Source organism: Psychromarinibacter sp. S121 (genome assembly GCF_049801035.1).
In the GTDB taxonomy this organism is placed as follows: Bacteria; Pseudomonadota; Alphaproteobacteria; order Rhodobacterales; family Rhodobacteraceae; genus Psychromarinibacter.
Genome location: NZ_JBNAGE010000001.1, coordinates 1,540,077 through 1,555,728 on the forward strand (window position 1 = coordinate 1,540,077; position 15,652 = coordinate 1,555,728).

Genomic DNA, 15,652 nt, shown 5'->3' on the forward strand with positions numbered 1-15,652 from the left:
CGGTCATGTTCATTCTTATACTCCTTACCAGCGGCGTTCGAACCGTCGGCGCAGAAGGATGGCGATGATGTTCATCGTCATGAGGAAGAGCAGCAGCACGATGATGCCGCCCCAGGCACGTTCATAATAAGCCGGGTCCGCCCGCTTGGCCCATTCGTAGATCTGGGCCGGCATGGCCGAGTTCGGCGACAGGAAGCCCGCCGTGATGCCATCGGGATAGTTCGAGGCGATGAAGCCCACCATGCCGATCAGCAGCAGCGGCGCGGTCTCGCCAAGCGCCTGCGCAAGGCCGATGATGGTGCCGGTCAGGATGCCGGGCATCGCCAGCGGCAGCACGTGGTGGAACACCGCCTGCGTCTTCGAGGCCCCTACCCCAAGCGCCGCATCGCGGATCGACGGCGGCACCGCCTTCAGCGACGCGCGGGTCGAGATGATGATGGTCGGCAGGGTCATCAGCGTCAGCACAAGGCCACCGACAAGCGGCGCCGACTGCGGCAGGCCGACTAGCTGGATGAACACGGCAAGGCCAAGGATACCGAACACGATGGACGGCACGGCGGCCAGGTTCGAGATGTTCACCTCGATCAGGTCGGTCCAGCGGTTCTTGGGCGCGAACTCTTCCAGATAGATCGACGCGGCGACACCGATCGGCAGCGCCAGCAAAAGCACCACCAGCATCATGAACAGCGAGCCCAGCATCGAAACGCCGATACCGGCCTGTTCCGGGCGGCTTTCCGAGGCGTCCGAGCCGGTGATGAAGGCCCAGTTGAACGCACGCTCCAGACCGCCCTCTTCCGACAGCACGTCGACGATATTGAGGTGCTCGGCGTCAAGGTTCTTGTCGCGGGCAAGGTCGTCGCGGGTGACGCGACCCTTCATGTAGCCGTCCACCCGGCTGGATGCCAGCACGCGGAAGGTCACTGTCTCGCCAATCAGGTCGGGGTTGGCGAGCACCGTGTTGCGGATCTGCGCGGCGGCGCCCGAGGACACCATCTTGCGCAGGTCGGCGCCGGACATCTCGGTCTCGATCCCGTGCTCGGCCACCAGACGCTCCAGCGCCTGTTCGATCAGCGGGTTGTACCCGAAGGTCGACACTTTCGAAATCTCGGCGGGATCGCGGTTGCCGTTCGGGTCCAGCGCTTCCGCCTCCAGGACCACGGGCATATCGAAAGACGTCTGCGTGAAGGCCGGGATGCCGTTGCGGACGATGGTCACCAGCAGGATCACAAGGAACACCAGCCCGATGCCGACGGCGGTCATGCCGTAGATCTTGAACCGGGTCTCGGCGGCGTTGCGGCGGCGGGTGCGGGCGTCCAGCGTGTACAAAGAGCTGGTGCGGCGCTCGTTCCCGGCGACGGAGTTCTGCGAGGTCGCGTCGGTCATTCGTACTGCTCCCGGTATTTGCGCACGATGTAGAGGGCGAGAACGTTCAGGGCGAGGGTGATGACGAACAGCGTCATGCCCAGCGAGAAGGCGACAAGCGCCTCGGGAGACGAAAAGTCGGCGTCGCCGGTCAGCTGCGACACGATCTTGGCGGTGACGGTGGTCATCGCCTCGAAAGGGTTCAGCGAAAGCCGCGCGGCGGCCCCTGCCCCGAGCACCACGATCATCGTCTCGCCGATGGCGCGCGATGCGGCCAGCAGGATGGCGCCCACGATGCCCGGAAGCGCTGCGGGCAGCACGACCTGCTTGACGGTCTCGGACTTGGTCGCGCCAAGGCCAAGCGCCCCGTCCCGCATCGCCTGCGGCACCGCGTTGATGATGTCATCCGACAGCGAGGACACGAAGGGGATCAGCATGATGCCCATCACCAGCCCCGCGGTCATCACCGACGAGGCCGCGCCCATCCATCCGGTGCCGTTCGGCCCGAAGACCTGCAACAGCAGCGGACCGACCGTCAGAAGCGCGAAGAGACCGTAGACGATGGTCGGGATACCGGCCAGCACCTCGATCAGCGGCTTGGCGAACGACCGCATCTTCGGCGACGCGTATTCCGACAGGTAGACGGCAGCGAAAAGACCGATCGGCACGGCCACCGCCAGCGCGATGATCGAGATGTACATCGTGCCCCACAGCAGCGGGATGATCCCAAGCTGAGAGCCACCGCCGAAGCTGGGCGACCACGTGGTGCCGAAGAAGAAGTCCGACGCCGGGTACAGGGTGAAGAAGTCGATCGTGTTGAAGATCAGCGACAGCACGATGCCGATCGTCGTCAGGATCGCGATAGAGGCCGCGAGGATCAGCAGGTAGCGGATCGAGGTCTCGACGACGTTGCGGGCGCGGAAATCCTTGTGCGACCGCAGGAAGGCAAAGATAAACCCGCCGACCGCGATGGCAAGCACGACGACCGTCATCAGGATGTTGCCGGTCTTGCTTAGGTTCCGGTAGCCCTGGGCCGCGTCCAGCACCGGCTCGCTGACATCCGAGCCAAGTGCGACGCCGACCGAAGCGAGCAGGCCGCGCAGGTCGGTGTCCTCGGTGCTGATCTCGCTTACCTCGTTGGCCGGAATGGCTCCGCCGGCGACGGCAAGGTCAAGGCCGTTGGCCACCCGGCGCACATCCGACATCACCAGCCCAAGCGAGCTGGCTTCCGGGATCGCGGTGTCGGGGATGGTCGATGCGACCGAGTTGTTGATGACGATGGGCTGAATGATGAGCCAGCAGACCAGCACGAGAAGCGAAAACACCACCGTGAAGATGGCGACGCTCGACCCGTAGTAGCTTGGCAGGGAATGAAGCTTGCGGCTGTCGCCGCCCGCGCTGGCCAGTGCGCGTTGTCGGCCCATGATATAGCCGACCACAGCAAGGGCCAGGATGATCAGAACGATCCAGAGGACGGGCATTAACGCAACCCCCAAGGCTTTCCGTCGTTGAATTCAGGCAGAGAATGCAGAGGCGGCCACGCGGGCCGCCTCCTGACAAGGCCAAGGCCTTGATTACATGGCGCCGCCCATGGTCTTTTCTTCGGCCACGGTGGCCTGGGTGTCGGCCAGTTCCGGGTCCGACACGAGGCCGTAGTTGGCCAGCGGGCCCGACGGACCGGCGATGTCGTTGGACACGAAGAACTCGGCGTACTCTTTCAGACCGGGGATCACGCCGATGTGGGCCTTCTTGATGTAGAAGAACAGCGGACGCGAAACCGGGTACTCGCCCGAGGCGATGGTCTCGGTCGACGGCTCGACGCCGGACATGGTCGCGACTTTGAGCTTGTCGGTGTTGTTCTCGTAGAACGCCAGGCCGAAGACGCCAAGGCCGTTCGGGTTGGTGTCGATACGAGCGAGGGTCTCGGTGTAGTCGCCGTCGATGTCGACCGACTTGCCGTCGGTGCGGACCGCCATGCAGGCGCCTTCGGCGTCGTCTTCCGACATGCCGGAAGCGATGAAGGCTTCCATGGCGCCGGTGTCTTCACAGCCCTGCAGCAGGACCTTCTCTTCGAACACTTCACGGGTGCCGTGCTTGGTGCCCGGGATGAAGGCGGCGATTTCAACGGCCGGCAGGTCGGCGTTGGCGTCGGCCCAGGTCATGTTCGGGTTTGCGACGATCTCGCCGTCGACGGGCAGTTCGGCGGCCAGCGCGTTGAACCAGTCAGCCGGTTCGAAAGCGGTGAATTCCGGGCCGTTGATCTGGCTGGCGAAGACGATGCCGTCATAGCCGATGCGGACTTCGATGATGTCGGTCACGCCGTTGGCGGCGCAAGCTTCGATTTCTTTTTCGCGGATGGCGCGCGAGGCGTTCGCGATGTCGATGGTGTTCTCACCAACGCCTTCGCAGAAGCGCTTCAGACCGGCCGACGAACCGCCCGATTCCACGACCGGCGTCGGGAAGTCGAAGTTCTCGCCGAACGCTTCGGCAACGATCGAGGCGTAGGGCAGAACGGTCGACGAGCCGGCAACCTGAACGTTGTCGCGCGCGGCAGCCGCGGTGGCGGAAACGGCAGCGATCGCCAGGGTGGAGGCGGTCAGTTTCGCAAAGGACATTTAAAGCTCCTGATTGAGTTTTTCCGGGGGGTCCCTTCGGTGGCTTTTGCCCCCCTCGTGCGGCGGTCCCTAGCAACCGCGGCCCGAAGCTTTTGTGACACCTGCGTAACGGTTTTATGACAGTCGAGGCCCCTGCCCCTCGGGACGCCGCGTCACGGGCCGAATGGCGTTCGCAAGCCCTTGTTTTGTTTACTTCATGGCGATCGGGCGCTTTTTGCCGATTTCCGGCTTCCGTGGCGGAAATCCGGAAGGCTGACACCGGGCGAAAGGCGGATTACGACAGAATCGTCCGAACGAGTCGCGCGTTGGGGGAGTCTCTCGGCCTCTCAGGCGGGCAGCACCACGATAAAGCGGCTGCCCTGCCCTTTCTGGCTTTCGATTCGGAATCGGCCGCGGTGGCGGTTCACGATGTGCTTCACGATGGCGAGGCCCAGACCCGTGCCCCCCATCTCGCGCGAGCGGTGGCTGTCGATGCGGTAGAACCGCTCTGTCAGGCGCGGGATGTGCAGGGCGTCGATCCCCTCGCCGTCGTCGCTGACCTCGATCCGAACCGCCGGGCCGCGCAGCATCGGGTCGCGTTCCTGCGGCACGATCTCGACGGTGACGAGGCCGTCGCCGTACTTGATCCCGTTTTCCATCAGGTTGGTGAAAACCTGAAGCAACTGGTCGCTGTCGCCCAGAACCTCCACCGGTTCCTCGGCGCCCACGACCTTCAGCGTCACGTCCGCATCGGCCGCCTGCGGCCCAAGCGTCATCGACGCCGAGGTCACAAGGCTGGCCACGTCGACCTTCTGCGTCGGGCGCACCCGTTCCTGGCTTTCGACTCGGGACAGCGACAGCAGGTCCTCGATCAGACGGCTCATCCGCCCGGCCTCGCGTTCCATGATGCCCAGAAACCGAGCCTGCGCCTCGAAGTCCTTCTTCGCCGGGCCCTGCAAAGTCTCGATAAAGCCGATCAGCGCGGTCAGCGGCGTGCGCAGTTCGTGGCTGACGTTGGCCACGAAGTCGCGCCGCATCTCGCCCGCCGCCTGGACGTGGCTGATATCCTCCAGCGACAGCAGAACCCCCTGCCCCGCGGGCGCGGCGACGACGTTGTAGGTCACGTCCCGTTCGCCGTCGCGGGTCAGATACCGCGCCTCGCGCCGCTCGCCGGTCTTCAGAGCGGCCTCGACGCAATCCAGCAGCACCGGCTGGCGCAGGATGGTGATATAGTGCCAGCCTTCGGCGGCGGTGCCAAAAAGCTGCGCGGCGGACGGGTTGGCCGATATCACCCGCTCGTCCCGGCCGATCAGCACAAGCGGCATCGGCACTGCGGCGAGGATGGGTGAGACCGGCAGTTCGATCATTCCGAAGACGCGCCCATCGCGGCCTCGATGGCGGCGCGGAACTCGGCGATCAGCATGCCGACATCCTCGACTCCAACCGACACGCGGAAGAAGCCTTCGGACATGCCAAGCGACGCGCGCTCCTTGGCCGTCAGCGCCCGGTGCGAAGAACTCGCCGGATGGCTGAGCGTGGTGCCGATGTCGCCCAGCGTCGGCGCGAAGGCGATGTTCGGAGCGGCCTGCACCAGCGCGTCGGTCGCGGCGCGGTCGCCGGCGATCTCGAAGCTGACCATGTTGCCGCCCCGCTCGCCCAACAGCGCAACCGCGCGGTTGTGGTCGGGATGGTCGGGCCGCGTCGGGTACAGCACGCGCTTGACACCGGGCATCCCGGCCAGCGCGTCGGCCAGCGCCCGCGCGTTCGCCTCGGCCCGGTCATAACGCAGCTCGAAACTGTAAAGCCCCCGCTCGGCCAGCCAGCAGTCGAACGGGCTGGGCGTCAGACCCAGCGTGACGGCGGTGTCGTAGATCCGCTTGCGCTGCACCGGATCCTTGGCCGCGATATAGCCAAGCGTGGCGTCCGAATGGCCCGCCAGCAGCTTGGTCACCGAGTGGATCACGATGTCGGCGCCGTGGTCATAGGCCACCAGCCCGCGCGGCGTGGTGAAGGTGTTGTCGATGGCCAGCAGGATACCGCGATCCTTCGCCAGCTTCGCGATCCCGTCCACGTCCGACACCCGCAGCGTCGGGTTGGACACGACCTCTAGCAGGATCAGCTTGGTCTCGGGCGTCAGCGCCGCCTCGATCGCGGCCACGTCGGTCGGGTCGGCCAGCGTGCTGGTGATGCCCATGCGCGGCAGTTCCTCGCGCATCATCCGCATCGACCGGCCATACAACTGGTTGCCGCCGACCACGTGATCGCCCTGTTTCAGCAGCCCGTAGAACAGCGCCGTGACCGCCGCCATGCCGGACCCGACGATCAGCCCGCCCTCTGCCGCTTCGAGGCTGTCGATCTTCTGCGCCAGCACCTCTGCGTTGGGGTGGCCTTCGCGCGCATAGGTGAAGCCCTTGGCGCGCCCCTCGTACTGGTCGTCCAGCGCAGACGGGCTGGGCGAGGCATAGACCACAGAGGGTTGCAGCGGCGTCACCACCGCGCGGCTGGAGCTTTCGGGCCACGGGGTGCGGCGCACGATGGATTTGGGGGTATCGGTCATCGGAGTGCTTCTGGCAGGTGTTTGCGAAACTTCGGTTACAGAGCCCGAAGTTCCCTTTTGAACTTGCGCATGTTGTCGCGGTAGCGCTCGGCGGATGCAAGCAGGCCCTCGCGTGCGGCGTCATCCAACGTGCGGACGACCTCGCCCGGCGCGCCCATCACCAGCGAGCCCGGCGGGATCTCCTTGCCCTCGGTGATCAGGGCCCCGGCGCCGATCAGGCAGCCCTCGCCGATCACCGCGCGGTTCAGAACCGTCGCGCCCATGCCGATCAGGGTGCCGTCGCCGATGGTGCAGCCGTGCAGCATCGCCTTGTGGCCGATGGTGCAGTTGGCGCCGACCGTCAGCGGGCAGCCGGGGTCGGTGTGCATCACGGTGTTTTCCTGCACGTTCGACCCCTCGCCGATCACGATGGGCTCGTTGTCGCCGCGCAGGGTACAGCCGAACCAGACCGACGCGCCGGACCGCAGGACGACCTTGCCGATCACGTTCGCATCGGGCGCGACCCAGACATCGCCGTCCTCGGGCAACTCGGGCTCGAACCCTCCCAACGCGTATAACGTCACAACGCGGTCTCCTCGAATTCCATCTGCAGCCTGCGCACCACGTCGGTCAGCCCGGGCTGGCGCGGGCGGCGCATGCGCTCGGCGTTGATGATGGTCTGCAACTGGCGCTCGGTCGCGTCGAGATCGTCATTCACCAGCACATAATCGTAGCTGTCCCAGTGGCTTATCTCGTCCCAGCTGCGCTTCATCCGGCGCTCGACCGTCTCGGGGTCATCCTGCGCGCGGCTGATCAGGCGGCGGTGAAGTTCCTTGATCGACGGCGGCAGCAGGAAGATCGACAACACGCTGTCCTGCAACGACGAGTTCCGGATCTGCTGCGCGCCCTGCCAGTCGATGTCGAACAGCACATCGCAGCCTTCGGTGATCGCCTTTTCCACCGGACCCTTGGGCGAGCCGTAGAAATTGCCGAAGACATGCGCGTGTTCCAGCATGTCGCCGTCCGACACCATGCGCTTGAAGCGCGTCTCGTCGATGAAGTGGTATTCCCGCCCGTCCTGCTCGCCGGGACGCGGCGCGCGGGTGGTGGCCGAAACGGAGAAACGGATCGTCGGATCCCAGTCCCGCAAACGTCCGGCGAGGGTCGACTTGCCCGCGCCCGAGGGCGAGGACAGGATGATGAGAAGCCCGCGCCGCGCGGTCATGGCCTACTCCACGTTCTGAACCTGCTCGCGCATCTGATCGATGGTGGCCTTGAGGTCAAGGCCGACGCGGGTCAGCTCGGTCGACTGGGACTTGGAACACAGGGTGTTGGCCTCGCGGTTGAATTCCTGGCTGAGGAAGTCGAGCTTGCGGCCCACCGGTCCCTCCGAGGCCAGCAGATCGCGGGCGGCGGCAACGTGGGCGGTCAGGCGGTCGATCTCTTCGGTCACGTCGGTCTTCACCGCGATCACCGCCAGTTCCTGCGCCACCCTCGCGGGGTCCGCGCCCTCGGTGTTGTCCATCACCCGCGCGAGGTTTTCGCGCAGCTTCTCGGCCATCTGTTCCTTGCGGGCCTCGGCCAGCGTCGCGGCTTCAACGGTCAGGGACTCGATCAGATCAAGCTGCCCCTCGATCACCGATTGCAGCGCCGCGCCTTCGGTCTGCCGCATCTCGTCGAACGCCTTGGTCAGGTCCGGCAGGTCGGCGGTGATCGCCTTGGCGAGCTTTCCGATCTCGGTTTCCGACCCCTCGCTGACCAGCACCCCACGCATGGCCAGCACTTCGGCGGTCGTCGGCTTGCCCAGATGGACCCCGGCAACGGCTGCGGCGGAACCGACCTCGGCCAGCTGTGCCAGAACACGGTCCAGCGTGGCGCGGTCGATGCGTTCGTCCGACGCGCCCTCTTCCCGCGACAGCTTCAGGTTCACGGTGATGTTGCCCCGCGCCGCCACGGCGGAGACAGCCGCGCGCACCGCAGGCTCCAGCCCCTCGACCCAGTCCGGCATCCGCATCCGCACATCAAGGCCGCGCGCGTTCACGGACCGCATGTCCCACGTCCAGGTAAACCCTTCGCCCGCGCCCTTTGCTGCGGCGAAACCGGTCATCGACTTAGTCATGGCCATTAACCATTTGGAAAGATCTTGCCTCCATTCCGCCGCAATTTGTGAGAGATTAAGGAAAGAGTAAGGAATCTGAAATAGCAGTTAACAAAAGGGGTCGCGGGCGACAATGCGCGCGTGGTCCTGGGGGTAGTGTGATGGAGCTTCGGCACCGGGGGTTTGAGAATGTCGTTTCGCTGTTCGGAAAGGCTGTACCGTTGAAATATCCGGCCATCGCGCAGGTCGACGCCTATTGGGAAGGGCTGCGGCAGGGCCGTCTCATGCCCGACCGGGCCGAGGTCGATCCGCGCGGGCTGGGCACGTCACTGGAATACGCCTTCCTGATGGAACACGTGGCCCCCGGCATCGCGCGGGTGCGGATTTCGGGGATGCACCTGCGCGACCTGCTGGGAATGGAGGTCCGGGGCATGCCGCTGACCGCTTTCTTCCTGCCCGACGCACGCGAGCGTATCCAGAAGGCCGTCGAGGCGGTCGTCACCGCGCCGCAGGTCGCCGACATCTCGCTGTCCGGCCAGCGTGGCATCGGCCGCCCTGCCCTGCCCGCGCGCCTGTTCCTTGCGCCGCTGACCAACACCGAAGGCCGGGGCACCCCGCGCATCCTTGCCTGCCTAGAAAGCCACGGTGAAATCGGGCGCGCGCCGCGCCGGTTCTCGGTCGATCAGGTCCAGATGCGCCGGATCGTGGCCACGGCACAGCCGGAACCGGAAGACGCGCGCGAGACCCAGCCTGTGCAACCCGGCTTTTCCGAACCCGGCGCGACCTTCCGGGGCGGATCGCAGCGGCCGAACCTGCGGCTGGTGCAAAGCGACGACGACAGAGATTGAGGCGGGCGCGGCAACTGCCGGCAAGGCAGGCCCGCGAACGACGGAAGGCGCGGTACCGGTCCGGGTGCCGCGCCTTTTCTTACACCGGCGGATCAAGGGCACGCCCCGCACACACAAAAAAACCGCCGCACTCCCGGGACAAGGAGGCGGCGGCAAAAAGCGTCTGTTCGATCGGGCGCCGGTTGCGGGGGATGTGAGGCTTACCCCGTTGAGGCCAGGATCAGGCGAACTGGCCGACGCGCGAGAGTTTGGGACAGTGCGCGGGGACCGGCAGGATGACAGAACGCAGGCAGAACTTGGTGAATAGAACCTAAAGAATACCGGGCAGATTGAGACCGACCACCAGCATCAGGACCAAAGCGGCAGCACCGGCGGCATCCTGAAGAAGGGTCGAAGAAGAACGGGTCACTACGTTTTTCATTTCATTGATCATGTCGATGTTCCCTGTTGTTGCTCCTTTGTTCTCATGCCACGTTCTTTTTGTAAAGAACTTTATGAGAACATTCGCGAACAAATTGGCAGCGAAGGGCTAACCGACTGAAATCAAACGGATCGCTTTTTCCTGCTCCATCAGCCAAAGCAGTACACGCGCCGCCTGCCCGCGCGAGGTTTCCAGCGTGGGATCGTCATGCAGCAGTTTGCGCGCATCCGACTGCGCAAGTGCCATCAAGGCCGACTGGCGTTCCAGATCGGCGATGCGGAATTTCGGCAGCCCGGACTGCGCGGTGCCGATCAGGTCGCCCGCGCCGCGCATCGCCAGATCTTCCTCGGCGATGCGGAAGCCGTCTTCGGTCTCGCGCAGCGTTTCCAGCCGCCTGCGCCCGGTCTCGGTCAGGGGCGGCTGGTACATCAGAAGGCAGGTCGACGCCGCCTCGCCCCGTCCGACCCGGCCGCGCAACTGATGCAACTGGGCCAGTCCGAAGCTCTCGGCCCGCTCGATCACCATGATCGAGGCGTTGGGAACGTTCACGCCCACCTCGATCACCGTGGTCGAGACCAGCACCTTGGTCTCGCCCGCCACGAACCGCGCCATCGCGGCGTCCTTGTCGCGGGGCGGCATCTGGCCATGGACAAGTCCGACGTTCCCTTCGCCAAGCGCCGCGCGCAGAACCTTGAACCGGTCCTCGGCGGCGGTCATGTCGACGGTTTCGGATTCCTCGACCAGCGGGCAGACCCAATAGGCCTGCCGCCCCTCTTCCATCGCGTGACGCAGGCGTCCGACGACCTCATCCATCCGCCCGGTCGACACCAGAACCGTTGTGATCGGCTTCCGCCCCGGCGGCTTTTCGTCCAGCACCGACACATCCATGTCGCCGTATTGCGCAAGGCTGAGCGAGCGCGGGATCGGCGTGGCGGTCATCACCAGAACGTCCACCGCACGGCCCTTGGCGCCCAGTTCCATCCGCTGCGCCACGCCGAACCGGTGCTGTTCGTCCACGATGGCCAGCCGCAGGTCCTGGAACACGACATCACGCTGGAACACGGCGTGGGTGCCGATGAGGATCTGGATGTCGCCGCGTTCCAGCGCCGCCAGCTTGGCCTTGCGCTCGGACCCTTTGTCGCGACCGGTCAGGATCTCCAGCACCACGCCCGCAGCCTCTGCCAGCGGTTGCAGCCCCTCAAGATGCTGCCGCGCAAGGATCTCGGTCGGAGCCATCATCACGCCCTGCCCGCCCGCTTCGACCGCGACCAGCAGCGCCTGCAACGCCACCAGCGTCTTGCCCGCGCCCACGTCGCCCTGCAGCAACCTGTTCATACGCAGGGGCCGCCCCATGTCCTCGGCGATCTCGGCAATCGCGCGGGTCTGCGCGCCGGTGGGCGCATAGGGCAGCGACGCAAGCACCTTCTGCCGCAGCGCGCCGTCACCCACGGTCGGGATGCCCTTGCCCTTCTTCAACGCCGACCGCGCAAGCGCGAGGGTCAGCTGGTGCGCCAGCAACTCGTCATAGGCCAGCCGCTGCCGTGCCGGGGAAGTCGCGGCAATCTCGGAAAGCCCCAGCGGATTATGCGCGGTATCGACGGCCTTGTGCCACGCGGGCCAGCCCTCTTGCGCGCGCAGACCGGGGTCGATCCACTCGTCCAGTTCCGCCACACGCGTCAGCGCGCTTTGCGCGGCCTTCATCATCGTGCGCTGGGTCACGCCGGCAGTCAGCGGATAGACCGGCTCGAACGGCGGGATCTCCTCGCCCTCGTCGGGAGGCAGCACGTGGTCGGGGTGGACCATCTGGGCCATTCCGTCGAACATCTCGACCTTGCCGGACACCAGCCGCCGCTCGCCCGGCGGGAGCTGTTTCATCAGCCAGTCGCCGCGCGCGTGGAAGAACACCAGTTGGAACGTCGTCTGCGCGTCCGTCACCTCGACCCGCGTCGGGGCCGAGCGGGTGCGGCCCGGCATGTGACGGCCCACCTCGACCTCGACCGTGACGGTGGCGGGCAGGTCCAGACCCTGCACCGTGGCGCGGCGCTGGCGGTCGATGCCGGAATAGGGCAGCGTGAACACCACGTCGCGCGGCCGGGTGATGGCGATCTTCTCCAGCGCCTTCGCAACCTTCGGCCCGACGCCCTCCAGCGTCTCGATGTCCGCAAACAGCGGAAACAGGCGTTCGGGCCGGCTGCTCATGCGTCCCCGATCAGGGCCAGCCAGCCATCCTCGTCGATGGTCTCGACCCCCAGATCGGCGGCTTTCGTGGCCTTCGACCCGGCGCCCGGCCCCGCCACCAGCAGGTCTGTCTTGGCCGAGACGCTGCCCGAGACCTTGGCGCCAAGCGCCTCGGCCCGCGCTTTCGCCTCGGCGCGGGTCATCTTCTCCAGCGTGCCGGTGAACACCACCGTCTTGCCCGCAACCGGGCTGTCCGAGGTCGCAGGCGCCGCCACGTCCTGCACATCCAGTTCCGCCGCCAGCCGGTCGATCGAGGCGCGCTCGGCCTCTTGGTGGAACGTGGTCACCAGAGACACGGCCACCGTCGCGCCGATGCCGTCGATGCCGACAAGATCGTCCCACGCGGCCTTGGCTTCGGCCGGAACCGCCGGATCTTCCGCCCAGACCTTCTCACGAGTGGCGCTGATCTGGGCGCGTCGCCCCTCATCCGCGGCGTGCTGGCGTTCGCGCGTTACCGCGTCTTCGGCCTTCAGGTGGCGCTGCGCGGCGGGACCGGCGGCGTCGATGGCCTTGGTGAAGGTGTCCCAACTGTTGTAGTGGCGCGCAAGATCGGCGGCGGCGACTTCGCCGACGTGGCGGATGCCAAGCGCGAAGATGACCCGGTTCAGCGGGATTTTCCGTTTCTCGTCAATCGCGTTGAACAGCTTCTTCGCGCTGGTCTCGCCATAGCCGTCGCGGTTCTTCAGCCGGGCAAGGTTCTTCGTGTCGCGCCGTTCCAGCGTGAAGATGTCGGCGGGCTCGCGGATCGGCAGGCCCTCGTCGGCATAGAACATCTCGATCTGCTTCGCGCCCAACCCGTCGATGTCGAAGGCGGCGCGGCTGACGAAATGCTTCAGCTTCTCGACCGCCTGCGCCGGACAGACCAGACCGCCGCTGCAGCGGCGCACCGCGTCGCCCTCTTCGCGCACCGCTTCCGACCCGCACTCCGGGCAGACATGCGGGAATTCATAGGGCTCGGCGTCGTCGGGGCGTTTCGACAGATCGACGTCGGCCACCTTGGGTATGACGTCGCCCGCGCGATAGACCTGGACCCAGTCGCCCTCGCGGATGTCCTTGCCGTCGCGGATCGGTTCGCCCTTGGCGTCGCGGCCGGCGATGTAATCCTCGTTGTGAAGGGTGGCGTTCGAGACCACGACGCCGCCCACGGTCACGGGCGTCAGGCGGGCAACGGGCGACAGCGCGCCGGTGCGGCCCACCTGGATTTCGATCTTCTCCAGCCGGGTCCACGCCAGCTCGGCGGGAAACTTGTGTGCGATGGCCCAGCGGGGCGTGGTCGAGCGGAAGCCAAGGCGGCGCTGAAGCTCGAGATCGTTGACCTTGTAGACCACGCCGTCGATGTCATAGCCCAGCGTCGCACGCTGTTCTTCGATATCGCGGTAATGGGCCAGCATTTCGTCGATGCCGTCACAGACGCGGGTCAGCGGGTTGGTCTGGAAGCCAAGCTTCGCGAAGCGTGCGATTGCGCCCATCTGGGTGTCCGCCAGCGGTTCGCTCAGTTCGCCCCAGGCGTAGGCGAAGAATTTCAGCGGGCGCGCGGCGGTGATCTTCGGGTCGATCTGGCGCAGGCTGCCGGCGGCGGCGTTGCGCGGGTTGGCGAAGGTCTTGCCGCCGGTTTCCTCGTGGCGGGCGTTCAGCGCCTCGAAGTCGGCGTGGCTCATATAGACCTCGCCGCGCACCTCCAGCACCTCGGGCGCGCCTTTCAGCGTTTCGGGAATGTCGCCGATGGTCCTGGCGTTCGCGGTCACGTTCTCGCCCACCGCGCCGTCGCCCCGGGTCGCGGCGCTGACCATCCGGCCGTTCTCGTAGCGGATGCTCAGGGAAAGCCCGTCGATCTTCGGCTCGGCGGTATAGGCCAGCCCGCCGTCGCTGTCGCGCAAGCCAAGGTAACGGCGGACGGTGTCGTTGAAGTCGCGCACATCCTCGTCCGCGAAGGCGTTGGACAGCGACATCATCCGGACCGAGTGCTCGACCTTGGCGAAGCTTTCGCTGACCGGGGCGCCGACCTGTTCGGTCGGGCTGTCCGCGCGTTTCAGGTCGGGGAACCGCTCTTCGATGGCGGCATTGCGCCGTTTCAGCGAATCGTAGTCCGCGTCCGATATCTCTGGCGCGTCTTCGGTATGGTAGGCGGCGTTGGCGCGCGCCAGCTTGTCGGCCAGCACAGCAAGCTCTTCTGCGGCTTCCGTTTGGCTTAGCTCTGCTACCGCTTTTTCAGTCGCCACCTTAAGGGCCCTCCCGAGTGCTTTCCGACTTGATAGGAGCGCACCCGGGAGAAGTCTATTCCGTGAGTTGGATCGTCTGCCCGATCTCGCCCGGCGTCACGCGCCGATGGCGATCTGGTCGTTCATTTCCGCAGGTTCCGGGTCACGCAATACATAGCCCCGGCCCCAGACCGTCTCGATAAAGTTGTCGCCGCCGGTGGCCTGCGACAGCTTCTTGCGCAGTTTGCAGATGAACACGTCGATGATCTTCAGTTCCGGTTCATCCATGCCGCCGTAAAGGTGGTTCAGGAACATCTCTTTCGTCAGCGTGGTGCCCTTGCGCAGCGAAAGCAGTTCCAGCATCTGGTATTCCTTGCCCGTCAGGTGGACCGCCTTGCCCGCAACCTCGACCGTCTTGGCGTCAAGGTTCACCTCGATCGAACCGGTGCGGATCACCGACTGCGAATGCCCCTTGGACCGTCGGATGATCGCGTGGATGCGCGCCACGAGTTCTTCCCGGTGGAAGGGTTTGGTCAGGTAGTCGTCGGCGCCAAAGCCGAAACCCTTCAGCTTGTTTTCGGTGTCGTCCGCGCCGGTAAGGATCAGGATCGGCGTGTCGACGCGGGCGATCCGCAATTGCCGCAGCACGTCGTGGCCGTTCATGTCTGGCAGGTTCAAATCAAGAAGTATGAGATCGTAATCGTAAAGTTTCGCAAGATCGATCCCTTCCTCCCCCAGATCCGTCGCGTAGACGTTTAGGTTGGCATGGGACAACATCAGTTCGATGCTCCGCGAGGTGGCTGGGTCGTCTTCCACAAGAAGGACACGCATGTTCGGCACTCCACTCTCAACCAGTTGCACTGAAACCGTCATAGGTCAGGAAAGGTTAACCACAGGTTACTTTGGTCCTTTAATATTGCCATTCGGTGGATGATTTACGCAAATTCTCTTAAGGTTTGAGGTTAACGCGGTGCAATTGAACTTCATTCGCTTAAGCAATTAAGTTCCTAAACTCTAACTTGGAAACACCTTTCCACTTTGGCGTGTATTTCCGGGTGATTTTTCTTTCTCCGGCCGCGCGGTTCAGCGATATCTTTGCAAGGCGGTCGCCTTCAGCGCGGCCTCGCCATGCTTGTCCACCATCGCGGCCCAGGATTCGAATTCGTCCGCGCTGAGCCCGTACATCTTCAGCGCCTCTTCCCGCGTGATCAGCCCGAACGACACCCCCCTGACCACCGCGGCCTTGCGGCTTGCGACCCAGCGCCGGGTATTCGCGTCCGGCAGGTCGGCGCGGCTCATCGAGGTGCCATCGGGCAAGGTGACGGTACGCGGACCGTCGACTTTGCGCAGGTACATG

14 protein-coding genes are annotated in these 15,652 nt (G+C 65.3%); 1 reads left to right on the forward strand and 13 read right to left on the reverse strand.

The features are described 5' to 3' along the window. Positions 1–24: 24 nt before the first annotated feature. The 8 genes from pstA to ACP156_RS07525 all read right to left on the reverse strand — a co-directional run bounded on the left by pstA (position 25) and on the right by ACP156_RS07525 (position 8,611). A complete protein-coding gene (gene pstA / locus ACP156_RS07490; RefSeq protein WP_425050643.1) occupies positions 25–1,383 on the reverse strand; it encodes a phosphate ABC transporter permease PstA in 1,359 nt (452 codons plus the stop codon). Next, positions 1,380–2,843 (reverse strand): phosphate ABC transporter permease subunit PstC, encoded by a 1,464-nt coding sequence (gene pstC / locus ACP156_RS07495; protein ID WP_425050644.1) that lies wholly within the window; start codon positions 2,841–2,843, stop codon positions 1,380–1,382. The genes pstA and pstC overlap by 4 nt, the downstream gene beginning before the upstream one ends. 93 nt (positions 2,844–2,936) lie before the next feature. Next, a complete protein-coding gene (locus ACP156_RS07500) occupies positions 2,937–3,977 on the reverse strand; it encodes a substrate-binding domain-containing protein (protein ID WP_425050645.1) in 1,041 nt (346 codons plus the stop codon). Between the two features lie 326 nt (positions 3,978–4,303). Then, the gene (locus ACP156_RS07505; protein ID WP_425050646.1) at positions 4,304–5,323 is read right to left on the reverse strand and encodes a sensor histidine kinase; all 1,020 of its coding nucleotides are present in this window, start codon (positions 5,321–5,323) and stop codon (positions 4,304–4,306) included. Beyond that, the gene (locus tag ACP156_RS07510) at positions 5,320–6,513 is read right to left on the reverse strand and encodes a trans-sulfuration enzyme family protein (RefSeq protein WP_425050647.1); all 1,194 of its coding nucleotides are present in this window, start codon (positions 6,511–6,513) and stop codon (positions 5,320–5,322) included. Before ACP156_RS07510 ends, ACP156_RS07505 begins: the two co-directional genes overlap by 4 nt. A 35-nt stretch (positions 6,514–6,548) precedes the next feature. Continuing rightward, a complete protein-coding gene (locus ACP156_RS07515; protein ID WP_425050648.1) occupies positions 6,549–7,076 on the reverse strand; it encodes a gamma carbonic anhydrase family protein in 528 nt (175 codons plus the stop codon). Beyond that, complete coding sequence (gmk, locus tag ACP156_RS07520) at positions 7,073–7,717, reverse strand: guanylate kinase (protein WP_425050649.1); 645 nt, start codon at positions 7,715–7,717, stop codon at positions 7,073–7,075. Before gmk ends, ACP156_RS07515 begins: the two co-directional genes overlap by 4 nt. A 3-nt stretch (positions 7,718–7,720) precedes the next feature. Next, entirely contained in the window at positions 7,721–8,611 is an 891-nt protein-coding gene (locus tag ACP156_RS07525; protein ID WP_425050650.1) for a YicC/YloC family endoribonuclease, read from the reverse strand. Positions 8,612–8,811: 200 nt separating this feature from the next. On the opposite strand from ACP156_RS07525, the gene ACP156_RS07530 reads away from it, so the two are divergent. Continuing rightward, entirely contained in the window at positions 8,812–9,438 is a 627-nt protein-coding gene (locus tag ACP156_RS07530; RefSeq protein WP_425050651.1) for a PAS domain-containing protein, read from the forward strand. 310 nt (positions 9,439–9,748) lie between these two features. Here ACP156_RS07530 and ACP156_RS07535 read toward each other — a convergent pair whose 3' ends face one another. The 5 genes from ACP156_RS07535 to ACP156_RS07555 form a co-directional block, all read right to left on the reverse strand. Beyond that, the gene (locus tag ACP156_RS07535) at positions 9,749–9,871 is read right to left on the reverse strand and encodes a hypothetical protein (RefSeq protein ID WP_425050652.1); all 123 of its coding nucleotides are present in this window, start codon (positions 9,869–9,871) and stop codon (positions 9,749–9,751) included. A 96-nt stretch (positions 9,872–9,967) separates the two neighbouring features. After that, the gene (gene recG / locus ACP156_RS07540) at positions 9,968–12,058 is read right to left on the reverse strand and encodes an ATP-dependent DNA helicase RecG (protein ID WP_425050653.1); all 2,091 of its coding nucleotides are present in this window, start codon (positions 12,056–12,058) and stop codon (positions 9,968–9,970) included. Then, on the reverse strand, positions 12,055–14,316 hold the full coding sequence (gene ligA / locus ACP156_RS07545) for an NAD-dependent DNA ligase LigA (protein ID WP_425050654.1): 2,262 nt from the start codon (positions 14,314–14,316) through the stop codon (positions 12,055–12,057). Before ligA ends, recG begins: the two co-directional genes overlap by 4 nt. A 96-nt stretch (positions 14,317–14,412) precedes the next feature. Beyond that, positions 14,413–15,126, reverse strand: a complete 714-nt coding sequence (gene ctrA, locus ACP156_RS07550; RefSeq protein WP_425050655.1) for a response regulator transcription factor CtrA — start codon at positions 15,124–15,126, stop codon at positions 14,413–14,415. Positions 15,127–15,378: 252 nt separating this feature from the next. Further along, on the reverse strand, positions 15,379–15,651 hold the full coding sequence (locus tag ACP156_RS07555; RefSeq protein WP_425050656.1) for a DUF1153 domain-containing protein: 273 nt from the start codon (positions 15,649–15,651) through the stop codon (positions 15,379–15,381). Position 15,652: the final 1 nt, after the last annotated feature.

Bases quoted from the DNA above. Each gene is read 5' to 3' on its own strand.
- pstA (WP_425050643.1), bottom strand. From the start codon at position 1,383: ATGACCGACGCGACCTCGCAGAACTCCGTCGCCGGGAACGAGCGCCGC.
- pstC (WP_425050644.1), bottom strand. From the start codon at position 2,843: ATGCCCGTCCTCTGGATCGTTCTGATCATCCTGGCCCTTGCTGTGGTC.
- ACP156_RS07500 (WP_425050645.1), bottom strand. From the start codon at position 3,977: ATGTCCTTTGCGAAACTGACCGCCTCCACCCTGGCGATCGCTGCCGTT.
- ACP156_RS07505 (WP_425050646.1), bottom strand. From the start codon at position 5,323: ATGATCGAACTGCCGGTCTCACCCATCCTCGCCGCAGTGCCGATGCCG.
- ACP156_RS07510 (WP_425050647.1), bottom strand. From the start codon at position 6,513: ATGACCGATACCCCCAAATCCATCGTGCGCCGCACCCCGTGGCCCGAA.
- gmk (WP_425050649.1), bottom strand. From the start codon at position 7,717: ATGACCGCGCGGCGCGGGCTTCTCATCATCCTGTCCTCGCCCTCGGGC.
- ACP156_RS07525 (WP_425050650.1), bottom strand. From the start codon at position 8,611: ATGACTAAGTCGATGACCGGTTTCGCCGCAGCAAAGGGCGCGGGCGAA.
- ACP156_RS07535 (WP_425050652.1), bottom strand. From the start codon at position 9,871: ATGATCAATGAAATGAAAAACGTAGTGACCCGTTCTTCTTCGACCCTT.
- recG (WP_425050653.1), bottom strand. From the start codon at position 12,058: ATGAGCAGCCGGCCCGAACGCCTGTTTCCGCTGTTTGCGGACATCGAG.
- ctrA (WP_425050655.1), bottom strand. From the start codon at position 15,126: ATGCGTGTCCTTCTTGTGGAAGACGACCCAGCCACCTCGCGGAGCATC.
- ACP156_RS07555 (WP_425050656.1), bottom strand. From the start codon at position 15,651: ATGTACCTGCGCAAAGTCGACGGTCCGCGTACCGTCACCTTGCCCGAT.